Annotated in this window: 15 protein-coding genes; all 15 read right to left on the bottom strand. The window is 36.3% G+C overall.

What is annotated here, in order from left to right; genetic code table 11:
* Positions 1–15: 15 nt before the first annotated feature.
* A complete protein-coding gene (locus ACOI1D_RS09425) occupies positions 16–1,278 on the bottom strand; it encodes a tetratricopeptide repeat protein (protein WP_422501023.1) in 1,263 nt (420 codons plus the stop codon).
* A gap of 35 nt (positions 1,279–1,313) precedes the next feature.
* Positions 1,314–2,384 carry a 3-dehydroquinate synthase gene (aroB, locus tag ACOI1D_RS09430; RefSeq protein WP_422501024.1) on the bottom strand — a complete coding sequence of 357 codons (1,071 nt, stop codon included), beginning with the start codon at positions 2,382–2,384 and terminating at the stop codon, positions 1,314–1,316.
* 1 nt (position 2,385) lies between these two features.
* Positions 2,386–3,552 (bottom strand): chorismate synthase, encoded by a 1,167-nt coding sequence (gene aroC / locus ACOI1D_RS09435; RefSeq protein ID WP_422501025.1) that lies wholly within the window; start codon positions 3,550–3,552, stop codon positions 2,386–2,388.
* 671 nt (positions 3,553–4,223) lie between these two features.
* Entirely contained in the window at positions 4,224–4,997 is a 774-nt protein-coding gene (locus tag ACOI1D_RS09440) for a CheR family methyltransferase (protein ID WP_422501026.1), read from the bottom strand.
* Between the two features lie 100 nt (positions 4,998–5,097).
* Positions 5,098–5,544, bottom strand: a complete 447-nt coding sequence (ndk, locus tag ACOI1D_RS09445; RefSeq protein WP_422501027.1) for a nucleoside-diphosphate kinase — start codon at positions 5,542–5,544, stop codon at positions 5,098–5,100.
* A 106-nt stretch (positions 5,545–5,650) separates the two neighbouring features.
* Positions 5,651–6,622, bottom strand: coding sequence for a heptaprenyl diphosphate synthase component II (hepT, locus tag ACOI1D_RS09450; protein WP_422501028.1), 972 nt, complete (start codon positions 6,620–6,622; stop codon positions 5,651–5,653).
* Between the two features lie 29 nt (positions 6,623–6,651).
* Positions 6,652–7,371, bottom strand: coding sequence for a demethylmenaquinone methyltransferase (locus ACOI1D_RS09455; protein ID WP_422501029.1), 720 nt, complete (start codon positions 7,369–7,371; stop codon positions 6,652–6,654).
* Positions 7,372–7,374: 3 nt separating this feature from the next.
* On the bottom strand, positions 7,375–8,154 hold the full coding sequence (locus tag ACOI1D_RS09460) for a heptaprenyl diphosphate synthase component 1 (RefSeq protein ID WP_422501030.1): 780 nt from the start codon (positions 8,152–8,154) through the stop codon (positions 7,375–7,377).
* A gap of 204 nt (positions 8,155–8,358) precedes the next feature.
* Entirely contained in the window at positions 8,359–8,583 is a 225-nt protein-coding gene (mtrB, locus tag ACOI1D_RS09465) for a trp RNA-binding attenuation protein MtrB (protein ID WP_422501031.1), read from the bottom strand.
* A gap of 155 nt (positions 8,584–8,738) precedes the next feature.
* Positions 8,739–9,011 (bottom strand): HU family DNA-binding protein, encoded by a 273-nt coding sequence (locus tag ACOI1D_RS09470; RefSeq protein WP_404452853.1) that lies wholly within the window; start codon positions 9,009–9,011, stop codon positions 8,739–8,741.
* 436 nt (positions 9,012–9,447) lie between these two features.
* Positions 9,448–10,926: a stage IV sporulation protein A gene (spoIVA, locus tag ACOI1D_RS09475; protein WP_422501032.1), complete on the bottom strand. Its 1,479-nt coding sequence runs from the start codon at positions 10,924–10,926 to the stop codon at positions 9,448–9,450.
* Positions 10,927–11,136: 210 nt separating this feature from the next.
* The gene (locus ACOI1D_RS09480; protein WP_422501033.1) at positions 11,137–11,853 is read right to left on the bottom strand and encodes a hypothetical protein; all 717 of its coding nucleotides are present in this window, start codon (positions 11,851–11,853) and stop codon (positions 11,137–11,139) included.
* 19 nt (positions 11,854–11,872) lie between these two features.
* Complete coding sequence (locus ACOI1D_RS09485; RefSeq protein WP_422501034.1) at positions 11,873–12,070, bottom strand: DUF2768 domain-containing protein; 198 nt, start codon at positions 12,068–12,070, stop codon at positions 11,873–11,875.
* 315 nt (positions 12,071–12,385) lie between these two features.
* Entirely contained in the window at positions 12,386–12,646 is a 261-nt protein-coding gene (locus tag ACOI1D_RS09490) for a stage VI sporulation protein F (RefSeq protein ID WP_422501035.1), read from the bottom strand.
* Positions 12,647–12,714: 68 nt separating this feature from the next.
* Positions 12,715–13,749 (bottom strand): NAD(P)H-dependent glycerol-3-phosphate dehydrogenase, encoded by a 1,035-nt coding sequence (locus ACOI1D_RS09495; RefSeq protein WP_422501036.1) that lies wholly within the window; start codon positions 13,747–13,749, stop codon positions 12,715–12,717.
* Between the last annotated feature and the right edge of the window lie 9 nt (positions 13,750–13,758).

Here is a 13,758-nt window from a genome sequence, read left to right on the forward strand (position 1 = left end):
CTCATTACATCTATATTACCTTTCAGTTGATTGAATTAATCGATCTAAGTATTCCTCAATGTCCGTATCTAAAGGCTGGATTTCCAAATATTTTGTAAAAATACTAATTGCTTTTTCCGTTTTCCCCTCCTCAGTTAAAAAATACCCGTATTCTTTTAAGAAATCACTGTCTTGATTTAGTCTATTGTATGCTTCATCATACTGAATTAATGCATCTTTAAACAATTCTCTTTTATCTAAAGCACGGGCAAGTTCCCAATCATACAGAGGGTCATCTGCACCCGATTTTTTAATTTCAATGATTAAATCGTGAATTTCGTCATATTTTTCCTGCACTTTTAACGTTTCTACTAGAAATAGGACTGCCTCTTTATAATCCGGATCAATTGCTACGGCTTCTCGACTGTATTTTTCACTTTCATCATTTTTGTTTAATTGATGAGCTAAATTAGCAGCATAAAAATAGAGTTCTTTGTTGAAATCATCCAGACTTAATCCCCTGCTAATTGTTTCATATGCTTCATTTGTACGCTCTTCTGTTTCATATGCCTTTGCAAGCTCATAATACACAGACAGATAATGTGGATCGATTTCAATTACATGCTCCCATGCTTTTATCGCGATATCGTTTCGATTAGCGTGCGCAGCTGTATACCCATATTTAAACAGCGTATCAGGATTTTCACTTTCTAGCTCCTGAAAATAGCTAAGCGCGAGTTCATATTCTCCAGATGCAGCATACGCCTCAGCAAGACGGTCATTAATAGATACATTAGCTATCTCATTAGTTTTTGGTAAAATTCTTTCGTAAAACGTGATCGCTTTTTGATACTCTCCAATTGAAAAGGCCAACTCACCTAATGCAAAGTCAATCAGTGCTTCTTCTGGCTCAAGATTTTTTGCTGCGAGCAATTTCTGTTCTGCAACTTCAAATAGGCCTTGAGCTTGATACAGATCTGCTAATTGAATCAACGTTTGGATATAGGCTGGGTCATCCGGCTTAATATCGTTTAACAAATCAATTGCTGTTTCATCATCGTCTAATTCAATATAGATATCTGCAAGCATTACGCGTAATTCACTTTCATCTGGGTATTGCTGTAATAAGTCCTGCAAAATGTAACTGGCTTGAGGATATATCCCCCATTGAATATATAATTCTGCTATCGTAAATTTTTCGTCTTCATCAGCTGAAGGAAGATGGTTTTCTAATAAGTCGATCGCTTCTTTTGTTTTTTTGTTTTCCATTAAATGAACTGCTTCCATAATTGTTTCCATTTCTTACATCTCCTCTAAACGCGATTCCTATATTTTTATCTTTCCTCATCAAAAAAGGCTATCATATATTTCTTAAGATCGGTATCGTTTATTTTTACACTGACAGGGTTACCTATACCGTTTAATAACACCATTAGGATATGATTATTTACAACCTTTTTATCCGATTTCATTCGTTTTATTAGTTTTTCAATGTTGATTTGATTCAATTGTAAAGGATACATATTATCGTTTAACCATTTTTGCAGCCTCTCCACAGGAAGACTAGTGGAAAAAACCGTCTCACTGACATTCATAGCAAACAACATCCCAATCGCTACAGCTTCTCCATGGGATAGTGTCCCATAGCCGTATTCCGATTCTAGTGCATGACCCAACGTATGTCCAAAATTAAGAAAAGCACGAATACCTTTTTCATTTTCATCTGCTTCGACAAAATGTTTTTTTATTTCAATTCCTCGAAATATATGATTCTTTAAACTCTCATCCGATAATTGTCCTAATTTGGTTTTCAAAATATCTTCGAAAAGTTCCTGATCAGCAATTAATGCTTCCTTCACGATTTCTGCATAGCCTGATCTGATCTCGTTTGCTGGTAAAGATTGCAACGTCTGGATATCATAAATAACCGCTACTGGTGGATAAAAGCTACCAATTAAGTTTTTTCCTAGTCCATGATTTACAGCTACTTTACCACCCACACTACTGTCATGAGCTAATATAGTAGTAGGTACCTGGATAAAATCTATTCCCCGCATAAATGTAGAAGCAACAAAACCTGCTAAGTCACCAACAACTCCACCACCAAACGCAATAATAAGTGCGTTTCTATCTAGTCCATATTCTATAGCCTTTGTTTGCAACTCGTAGAACATTTCTATGCTTTTAGATTTTTCTCCGCTTGGTACCACTGTATGAAAAACACACGGATGATTTTTCAAGCCTTTTTTCATATCACCTAAATAAAGCCCTTCTACCTTCTCGTCGGTTATAATAAGTATCGTTGAATATTCTTTTGCCAGGTATGAATTCATTTGGTGAAGAAGATTCCTGCCAAGATAAATTGGATAGTTATTTGTTTTTGTTTTAACTTCTAGTCTCTCCATTTTAAAAACACCTTATTTCTTCTCGATAATCCTTTATCGCTTGTTGTAATTTAGGAAACTGGTCAAACGGAAATTGTTCTGTAATAGCTTTTGCCAGCTCAAAAGCAACCACATGTTCCATCACTACCGATGCTGCAGGCACTGCGCATGAATCAGAGCGTTCAATACTTGCGTTAAACGGTTCTTTTGTTTCTATATCAACACTTTGAAGTGGTTTATATAGTGTTGGAATAGGTTTCATAACTCCTTTTACAATGATTGGCATCCCAGTGGTCATACCACCCTCAAATCCACCAAGATTATTCGATTTTCTATAATATCCAATCTCTTTATTCCATGCAATCTCGTCGTGTACTTGACTGCCACTTCTTCTTGCTGCTTCAAAACCCAGACCAAATTCAACACCTTTAAATGCATTGATACTTGCAACACTTCCTGCAATACGTCCATCTAGTTTTCGGTCATAGTGTACATATGAACCGATTCCAGCCGGCATCCCTTCCACATATACTTCCACTACTCCTCCAATTGAGTCCCCTTCATTTTTAGCCTGATCAATGGCGTCCATCATCTTTTTCTCTACTTGTTTATCCAGTGTACGAACAGGCGATTCTTCTGAAATATCTTGACGTTCCTTGCTTGTGAGCTGTTCTTTATCCTCTGCTTTAATTCCTGCAATCTCTTTTACATAACCAGTTACTTCAATACCAATTTGCTGTAAAAGTATTTTTGCAACAGCTCCAGCTGCAACCCGAGCAGCTGTTTCTCGTGCTGAAGAACGTTCAAGAACATTTCGCATGTCCCGGTGTCCGTACTTAAGTGCACCATTTAAATCGGCATGACCAGGTCTAGGTCTTGTGACAATACGTCTGATTTTGACGTCTTCACTCAATGGGTCCTCACCCATAATGTCTATCCAATGCTTAAAGTCGTCATTATGTATAACTAAAGATATAGGGGAGCCCAGGGTATAGCCATGTCGAACACCACTCGTTATATCTACCAAATCCTTCTCGATCTGCATACGTTTACCTCTGCCATGTCCTTTTTGTCTCCGTAGCAAAGAGTGGTTAATATCTTCCTTGGTTAGTGGCATATGTGATGGTAGACCTTCAATAATGGTTGTTAATTGTTTTCCATGTGATTCTCCTGCAGTTAAATAGCGCATAAGAATTACCTCCCTTATTTTTTTAATTACCTTTACCATAACAAACTTGATGGATGTTTAGGTATACTAACGGTTTAAATATTAAAGCTGTTTTCTAAAAGATTATTGTTTATGAACCAATTTCTATAACTGCGAAGTAACTGTTAGGTTGATTTCCTACCACCCTTTACTAAATTGGTGCTGACCCAGCACTGCGGAAAAACACTCGCTTTCCGTGGGGAACGCCTCAGCCTCCTCAGAGCAAAAACCGCTCACTGCGGGGTCTTCAGACTGTTCCTCTCCCACTGGAGTCTCGCATTTTTCCGCAGCTTAAATAGCTTTTCTCTTCAAGGGAGAAGGAGTCCCATGAAACATAGGGTTCATTACATGTTTCTATCTTAGTGAAGGCAGAATACGTAGACTCCTGCTTAGAACAGCACGCGTCCGAAGACCCCGGAAGAAGCGTTCTTTGCTTCTGAGGAGACTAAGGCCGTGCCCGGCGGCATAGTAGACACTGTGAAAGCGTCAGCTTGAGCAGATGTCGCACTTGTACCCGGAGTGGTGCAAGCGAAGTATTCTGCCGGAACAGCGTAGAAAAAGTTTTCACTATGTCGCAGTTTGCATCAACTGCGACGTAACTTACCAAAAATGCCTAGATTAAAGAGTACCCTTGCCAGATGACAAGAGTACTCTTAACTTTTTTGATAGAAAAATGTATCCAATAATTCAAGGTCATATATCTTTGGAGTGAAGATCTGTTCTGTACTCCCAACAAATAACACACCTTTTCCTTTGAGTGATTTACTGAAATTGTTATATATGATTTCTTTTGCGTTATCTGTGAAATAAATTAAAACATTGCGGCAAACAATTAAGTCCATATTACTAGGATATTTATCTGCTAACAAGTTATGTTTCTTAAAATGAATCATTTTTTTAAGATCTGAATCAACATGATAAAGGCCGTGATTTACCGAAAAGTATTTGTCTTTGAGTTTAGCAGGTAAATCTTTTAATGCTTGTACTTGATAGATTCCCTGTTTTGCTTTGGCTAAAGCCTGTTCATCTATATCTGTTGCTGTTATTTTAACAGAATGTTTAGGGAAAAATTCAGCAGCTAACATTGCTAGCGTGTAAGCTTCTTCACCAGTTGAACAGGCAGCACTCCAGATATTTATCTCCCGTGTACCTTGTAAAAGAGAAGGTAAAATCTCGTTGCACAAAACGTCCCATCTTTTAGGATTACGATAAAATTCAGAAACGTTAATCGTTAGCCTATCGATAAATTCCTGTAAAAGTATTGGATCGTGATCCATTGCTGCCCCGTAAGATTCAAAATTAGTATATCCCCGCTTATTTCTAAGAGATATGATGCGGCGTTTCATCTGAGTTTCCTTGTACAAACCAAGATCAATTCCCAGTTTTCGTTTTATATGTATAATAAACTCGCTGTATCTTTCTGGCATAGTATACCCCTCTACAGTAGAACAGTAGTTAAAGAAAGCCTCCGGTTTAAGGGAGGCTATTTATTCATTCTTTTAATTTTTGATTAAAGAAATACAGGAGTTAATAAATCCAATCTCCATCTTGCTTAGAATAGGTAATTAAATCTTTTTCATCAAAGAATAAGTTAAGTTCTCTTTCAGCACTCTCTGGGGAATCGGAACCATGTATAATGTTTTTACCAACAGTCATAGCATAGTCTCCACGAATCGTACCTGAAGTTGCATCTGATGGATTCGTTGCGCCCATCATGTCACGAGCTGATTTAATTACATTTTCACCTTCCCAAGCCATTGCGAAAACCGGACCAGAAGTAATGAAGTCAACTAATTCTCCAAAGAACGGACGTTCCTTATGCTCACCATAATGTGTTTTAGCTAAATCATCTGAAATCACCATAAGTTTAGCTCCAACTAATTTAAATCCTTTACTTTCAAAGCGTTTAACGATCTCTCCAATAAGATTACGCTGTACACCATCTGGTTTTACCATTAAAAATGTTTTTTCCATTTTCAACACCTCTTCTTTTATGTATAGTCAATATAATTTTCATCAACCGTTAAATTCTAACAAATTTTTCACAAAAAGACAATTCATTCATCAGAGGAAGTTTCGATTATGAACGTCTTTTTCCGATATAGGTAGCAATTCCATTTAAAGACTGTTTTGCACGGTTGTCTGGTAACTTGTCTAATGTTCGTAATGCTTTTGTTAAATATAGATTACTTACATGATAAGAACGTTCAATTGCATCTGTCTGTTTTAGAGACATAATTAATCGATTCATCTGCTCCTTTGTTACAGGTTCTGCTTTATTGAATGTGCTTTTAATTAAAGAATTGAATGATGGATACTTCATAGCATAAAGCACAGGTAGTGTTACATTACCCTGTAACAGGTCATTTCCGGCAGGTTTACCTAATTCTTTTTCTGATGACGTGAAATCTAGAATGTCATCAATTATTTGATAGGACATCCCTATGTAATAACCGTACTTGAATAACCGATTTGCATCAGTATTATTTACACCTGCTACGATAGCACCGAGCTTACAGCTAGTTGCTATCAATAATGCCGTCTTTCTTTTTATTCTACGTAAATATGTACGCATAGATTGATCCCATACATATTTGTCTTTTATTTGTTCAATTTCGCCGATGCAAACTTCCACTATTGTTTTTGCAAGGGTTTGATGTGCCTGTTTCTCATTTAGCGTCGTAATACTTTCCAAAGAGCGCGCTAGCAAATAATCGCCCGTATACATGGCAACCCGATTATCGTATTGCTCTTTAATAGTCATTTCACCCCGGCGTATTTCTGCATCATCAATTACATCATCATGTACAAGTGAGGCCATATGAATTAATTCCAGGGATGTTGCAACGATATTCATTCTTTCAATGTCATAGTGACCGAATTGTCCACCTAATAGAACAAAAACTGGCCTTATTCTTTTTCCACCAGCTTTAAGTAAGTGGGATGATGCTTCTCTTAAAACAGGGTGATCGGCTTTGATTACCTCGTTTAAAGCACTTTCTATATAATCTAAATCTCTTTTTAAATAATTGTATGTTTTTGCTAGTTTCATGCAATTCACCTTTTAACATTCGCAACTTTTTAGTTATTTTTTTTTTCTTTAAACCCCATATGCATTGCTGCGACACCACCTGTGTAACTTTTCACCCGCACATGAGAAAACCCTGCCTGATGGAACATTGTCTGGAGTTTCTGTTTATCTGGGAAATCTTTTGCTGATTCATGTAACCATGAATATTCTTTATAACTTTTTGCGAACAGCCTTCCAAATAAAGGCATAACATATTGGAAATACATATAGTAGAGTTGTCTGTATCCTCCTATGGTAGGTTGGGATGTTTCCAAACATACTACTTTTCCACCTGGCTTCACAACCCGGTACATTTCTTTTAACACCTTCATGTAGTCTGGAACATTTCGTAATCCGAATCCAATGGTAACATAATCAAATGAATTGTTCTCAAAGGGGAGTTCCATTGCATTACCTTGTATAAACTCAAGTTGATTTAGCCCAAGTTCCATTTGTTTATCTACTGCAACTGACAGCATATTTTGACTAAAATCAAGTCCGTAAACCTTGCCATCAGAACCTGTCTGATTTGCAATTGCGATAGCCCAGTCACCTGTTCCACAGCAGATATCAAGTGCCTTTGTGTTTTTCCCAACCTGCATGTGATTCATAACATCTTTACGCCAAGCTTTGTGTCGTTGAAACGAAATAATGGAGTTCATTGAATCGTAATTTGTATATATTTTTTCAAAAACATGGTGGACACGTTCTTCTTTAGTTTGTTGTTGCATGGTTCACCCTTCTTTAACAATGGAAATGTCGTTTTGAAGTATATTCTCCAGGATTTTCATTAGATCATGTTTTAGAACATCATAATGAGTTGGGATCTCAGCAATGTATTTTTTTATTAATAGAATTTTTTCCTCAATAATTGTATCTAATTTCCCCAACAAACCTTGCTTGTTTTCTGTCGGTATAGATATTCTATTAAATAATGATGACTGATCCTCATGTATGAGTAACAAATCTTTCTGTTGTAACAACGTGTTGACTATAATAATTTCTTCTATCAATGCTATTTCTGGTATAACCTGAACTTCTTTAATTATCCGAGAAACCAGTAGTGAATCTATTTTCATCAGCAACTCAATTGCTTCTTCAACTGAGCCAATATGATTGTAATAAAGATGCATTTTGTTCTCATTAATTTCCCTAATAGCTGTAGCTAGGATATGTATAATTGAAAAATCTTCTGTTTCAGAAAGCAATGAGTAAAATAAACCACTGTAGTAATCTCCTGCTAAGACCATTAATTGTCGGCTTTTCTGATTAGTTTTGCTTTCGCCTTTGCTGTTTTCAACTGGTACTATTTCATGTATGTCCAGAGCCATTTGCACGAACAAAGTAGATAATATATAACTCTCTTTAGTCGATTGTGGTAAATTAGATTGCTTCATGGTGATGTACAACAGTGACAATTTAATCTCATCGATTGCTGGTTTCTGAATAATTTCATCTACATAATCGTGTTGTATTTTATCTTCAATCAATGACCGGAGTTTATTAACCTCCACATTAGAAGTTGGCAACATAATCACCTAAACCTTTTCATACATACTTTATTCACATTTGATATTATAGCACACTTTGACTAGCCTATCATACTAAACACTGTTTTTTGGTTGCTGGTAACATCGAACTATCAGGTTACTTGAGCACGGAATTTGTCAATCACGATTGCTTTCCTCATAATAATCTGCTGTGTTTTTTTATGTTTATTATTCTGTGCTAACTTCACCATGACTTGTTTGGATGATTGCTTTGCCTCTAATTTTAACTGCTGAAGTATGATCAGTGAACTGAGCAATCATTACTTCATTACGATCAAGTTTTTCAGAGTGGTGAAAACGCGTATCCGAACCACGAGTTAAACCTATCACGTTAACACCGTCTTCTAATGCCTTTATAACAAAAAAGTCATTCTTATCTCCAGATTTTTCCACGATATCTCTCCTCGTTAGTTTTATGTATTTAATACTATCACTTAAAATCGATAGTGTGTCAACGATTTAAGAGTACATTGGTTTTCCAAAGTCTAAAATTTAAACAATAAAAAAGGGTGCGACTAGTCGCACCCCTTTTCCCCTATGTAGAAATATTACTTAACACTTTCTTTTAGGGCTTTACCTGGTTTAAAAGCAGGTACTTTGCTTGCTGGAATTTCGATCTCTTCTCCAGTTTGTGGATTACGACCTTTACGAGCTGAACGCTCACGTACTTCAAAGTTCCCAAAACCAATTAATTGAACTTTCTCACCGCTTTTAAGTGAATCCATGACAGATTCAAAAACCGCGTCTACAGCTTTTGTAGCATCTTTCTTTGAAAGTTCGCTTTTTTCAGCAACTGCATTTACTAAGTCTGTTTTATTCATGACATTCACCTCCTCCCAAAAAAACTTCAATTCGACATTGGAGTAAATAATTAATATATATATTATATATCACATTATTTAACCAATTTGCCATCAAATATACTTTGTGTCAACATTTTCATGTCTGACAAGGCTTATATTAACCGACATTGCCTTAAAATTCAACAATAAGTACGTAATTTCTCTAGATTTATTTGTAATTTAGACCATATTTACCATAAAATACGTTATTTTTTTCCAATTCTTGAAAACTAGGCTTAGTTTATATAAACCTTAATACACCATTCTTTTACCGGGTTTTTGCCCTTAATAGATATATATACGACATTAACGCTTGTTTTCCTGCCGTTTTAGTTAAAACTTTTATTATTTTCTATCAGTTCAATTCTGCAGCTTAATTTTTGAAACAAAAAAAATAGCAGCCAGTGTTGCGCTGCTAAAGAATTATAGCGATTAGACCGCCGGAGCCTTCATTAATAATTCTCTCTAACGTATCTTTTAGTTTATATCTTGCATTTTCAGGCATCAAAGCAATTTTAGCTTGTATTCCTTCTCTAACGATTGAACTAAGTGACCTACCAAATATGTCAGACTCCCAAATCGATAATGGATCTTCTTCAAAATCCTGCATCAGATATCTTACCAACTCTTCACTTTGTTTTTCGGTCCCTATAATTGGAGCAAATTCAGATTCAACCTCTACTTTAATCATGTGAATAGACGGAGCAACTGCTTTTAGTCTTACACCAAACCTAGAGCCTTGTCTGATAATCTCTGGTTCTTCTAATTCCATATCTTCAAGTGATGGAGCAGCAATACCATAACCTGTTTGTTTCACCATTTTTAATGCACCTGATACTTGGTCATACTCTCTTTTAGCATAAGCAAAGTCCTGCATTAATTCTAATAGGTGATCTTTACCTCTAATTTCTTCCCCTACTATTTCCTTTAGGATCTGGTCGTAAAGGTATTCAGGAGCATGTAAATCAATCTCTGCAACCCCTTCACCGAGTTCCATTCCTGCAAGATTTGCTTTTTCAATATATTCATATTCATCAAAGTTTCCAACAATATTGTCAACATCACGCAGGCGTTTAATACTTTTAACTGTTTCCTGAATAGCTTCCTGATAATTTGTACGTAGCCAATGGTCTTCTTTAAGTACCATCACCCAGCTAGGAAGGTTAACATTTACTTCTAACACAGGAAACTCATATAAAGCTTCACGTAATACATTGTAAACATCGTGCTCTGACATTGTCTCAACATTCATTGCTAACACTGGAATATCATGTTTTTCAATTAATTCCTGACGAAGTAATTCAGTTTCCCTGCTAGTTGGTTTAACAGAGTTCACAACCATTATAAATGGTTTTCCTACCTCTTTTAATTCTTCTACCACGCGTGCTTCCGCGTCTATAAAATCATTACGTGGTATTTCTCCGAAGGAACCATCTGTGGTAACAACTACACCAATTGTTGAATGTTCTTGAATCACCTTTCTAGTCCCTATCTCTGCAGCATCATGAAATGGTATTGGATCTTCATACCACGGAGTATGAATCATTCTAGGGCCATTCTCGTCTTCATATCCTTTTGCACTATTGACCGCATAACCAACACAATCAACAAGTCTAATATTAACATCCAGACCCTCTTCTACTTCTATACTTACGGCTTGATTTGGTATGAACTTAGGTTCTGTAGTCATTATTGTCCTGCCTGCGGAACTTTGTGGCAGCTCATCCTGTGCTCTTGAGCGATCACTTTCATCATGGATATTAGGTAATACAGCAAGCTCCATAAACTTTTTAATGAAGGTTGATTTACCTGTTCTTACTGCTCCAACAATTCCTAAATAAATGTCTCCGTTTGTCCGTTTCGAAATATCTTTAAAGATATCAATTTTTTCCAAACGATCCCCTCCCAATTTCCTTAACCAATTAATTATGAACAACATACGTATAATTGACATTACAAGTCTATGATGTTGTCCTATCAATTTATGACTCAATACGTAAAATAATTATGTATGTTGTGTGTACAAGAAACTAGTTTTATTCGATAAAAAATAACCCCTTGTAACAATCTATGCTACGTGGGGTTATTTATGAATTTATTTTATCTATTTATATACTACTTCTCCACTCTTCACTGTAGAAGGATAGGAATATGCTGGTAAGAATGGTGTATTTTCAGCTAACAGATAGCGGATATCATCACCAAATTTATACGAATGCTCATATTTATTAAGCGCCTCGTATAAATCAGCCCGATAATCCACATACAGCTGCCCTTCAGTATCCATTATGATAGGTAATTTTTTTTGGGAGTATGGACTAGTTACATATGGTTCGTGTTCGTAACCAAGTTTCTCATAATCAATTTTATATAAATTATTTGTAATAGGTCGTCCAAAGGGCGGATACATATTTTCATTCCTGTAAATATTCAATTTAACCCCAACCTCACGGATCACATCTGCAATTCTTAAATCAATCAACTTAACACGTGGGTTTTTTTCAGGGGTAAGTAAAGCATATTGATAAAGCCCCCCGTTTTCATAGGCCGTTCCTGGTATTTCAGTTAAAACACCTTTTTCTTGAAGTGCACTAAAATCAAGCAAGTATTTACGAAATATTGGTGTATCCTGATCTTTCGTTTTAATCGGTACTAGCCCTTGTGTTTCTTCACGGTAGGTATCCACTGCTGACTGAACCATTTCTAATTGCAGCTCATTAGGTACCTGGTTCTTAGATAACTCACTATTTGGATATAGACATCCACTTAGTAAAAAAACCATTAGGATAGCTCCTATGACGCGTATGTACGTATATTTCATGCCTGGCCCTCCTATTGCCTTACTTGGTTGGTCCGCTTAAAACAATATAAAATATAATAATGCTACCAAATATCAGACAGATATATGCGATTGTTGCTACAATACCTGCTAGCCATCCTTTAAGCTTATATCTACTGAGAACAATTAATCCAATTGCCAAAATTAAGAGTCCCATGCCTACAAAAGATATATACATATTTAGCATGGAAGTGGACATATCATTTCCTCCTATACTTACGGTTTATTAATTGCCAATAGTATTATAACATACGGCAATAATGATAGGCAGCAGATAAAAACATGAATTTGTGGCAAAAACCGGACAAGTCAAATACAGCTTGTGCATTTCCGGTTTCAAAAAAGGCAGTTAATTGGTTTTTTGTAGTTACAACAAAAAAATAACTGAGATGAAGAGGGCTAGCTCCATCCCAGTAAGACTAAATAATATCCTCGGCAACTTTATCCATGAATGCATGTGCGTTTTATTTTATGCGAACGATTACTATTTTGTATCATCACTTGCCTATAAAACCTAACTTTTAAAAATTTTATTTAACGATTGCATATCCATCGGAATATTATTTTTAGTTACAGATTCTACAATTTTATCTTCTTTTTCCTGAGGTAGCGGTTTATTAGCCATTCTTGCTAACTGTCTTACGAGATTTCTAACTGTTTCTTCATCAGAAAGATTAGCATGCTTCATAGAATCAGCTACTTTATATACATCCTCTTGCTTAATATTAGATTTTTTTTCTAAGTTACCAAAAAGATCTTCTTTAAAATTACCCACACGGTTTCCTCCTTGCAAATGTCTTTTCAGGCATAGTATATGCAAAGAACAAACCCACGTGATAGTACTTAAGAATACTTCTTACTTAGTAATACAGCCAAATCATCCATTTCTTCCCGCTTTGAGCGACTCATCAATTGATCAACGACAGTCTTTGGTTTTTCGTCTTCAAACAAAATGGAGTAAATCCCACTGGTGATAGGCATATCAATTTGCTGTTTTTCTGCAAACTGATATGCAGCTTTAGTAGTTCTTACCCCTTCTACTACCATCCCCATCTGGTCTAAAACTTCATCTAGCTTACGTCCTTTTCCTAACAAGTTTCCTGCACGCCAGTTTCTACTATGGACACTTGTACAAGTAACAATCAAATCACCAACACCTGGTAACCCCAGAAATGTAAGTGGGTTTGCACCAAGAGAGGTACCTAGTCTAGCGATTTCAGCTAAGCCTCGGGTTATTAAGGCAGCTTTGGCGTTATCGCCATACCCAAGCCCATCTGAAATGCCCGCACCAAGTGCAATGATGTTTTTAAGTGCCCCCCCTAACTCAACTCCAAGAATATCATTGCTTGTATAAACGCGAAAAGATTCATTTATAAACAAATCTTGAATTACTTTTGCATTCTTTTCATTTAGGGATGACACGGTAACCGTTGTGGGTTGTCGCTTACCAACCTCCTCGGCATGACTGGGGCCAGACAAAACTACGATATCTTCATACAGGTAATTGGTCATTTCTTCATCCATCATTTCAGAGATTCTTTTTAAAGAGCCTGGCTCAATTCCTTTTGAGGCATGAACTACTGTAACTTCTTCTGAAATGAAATTATTTAATTTGGAACAAACATCTCTTATAGCACTGGAAGGTACAACTACAACCACTACGGAAACACCTTCAACAGCCTTAGCCAAATCGTCATATGCTTTAATGTGTTTTGGAATCATTATTTCTAAATATTTTTCATTTTTATGTGTTGAATTAATAACATCAGCCTGTTCTTTTCGATGTGTCCATAATCTGACATCATGTCCGTTATCAGCCAACACGATACTAAGGGCAGTGCCCCAGCTACCCGCTCCTAAAACAGCTACTTTACTCACAAGTCGTCT

Origin of the sequence: Virgibacillus sp. DJP39 (assembly GCF_049310925.1) — a bacterium.
In the GTDB taxonomy this organism is placed as follows: domain Bacteria; phylum Bacillota; class Bacilli; order Bacillales; family Amphibacillaceae; genus Virgibacillus_F.

Excerpts from the sequence above, each read along its gene's own strand:
- ACOI1D_RS09425 (WP_422501023.1), bottom strand. The coding sequence starts at position 1,278 with ATGGAAACAATTATGGAAGCAGTTCATTTAATGGAAAACAAAAAAACA.
- aroB (WP_422501024.1), bottom strand. The coding sequence starts at position 2,384 with ATGGAGAGACTAGAAGTTAAAACAAAAACAAATAACTATCCAATTTAT.
- aroC (WP_422501025.1), bottom strand. The coding sequence starts at position 3,552 with ATGCGCTATTTAACTGCAGGAGAATCACATGGAAAACAATTAACAACC.
- ACOI1D_RS09440 (WP_422501026.1), bottom strand. The coding sequence starts at position 4,997 with ATGCCAGAAAGATACAGCGAGTTTATTATACATATAAAACGAAAACTG.
- ndk (WP_422501027.1), bottom strand. The coding sequence starts at position 5,544 with ATGGAAAAAACATTTTTAATGGTAAAACCAGATGGTGTACAGCGTAAT.
- hepT (WP_422501028.1), bottom strand. The coding sequence starts at position 6,622 with ATGAAACTAGCAAAAACATACAATTATTTAAAAAGAGATTTAGATTAT.
- ACOI1D_RS09455 (WP_422501029.1), bottom strand. The coding sequence starts at position 7,371 with ATGCAACAACAAACTAAAGAAGAACGTGTCCACCATGTTTTTGAAAAA.
- ACOI1D_RS09470 (WP_404452853.1), bottom strand. The coding sequence starts at position 9,011 with ATGAATAAAACAGACTTAGTAAATGCAGTTGCTGAAAAAAGCGAACTT.
- ACOI1D_RS09480 (WP_422501033.1), bottom strand. The coding sequence starts at position 11,853 with ATGAAATATACGTACATACGCGTCATAGGAGCTATCCTAATGGTTTTT.
- ACOI1D_RS09485 (WP_422501034.1), bottom strand. The coding sequence starts at position 12,070 with ATGTCCACTTCCATGCTAAATATGTATATATCTTTTGTAGGCATGGGA.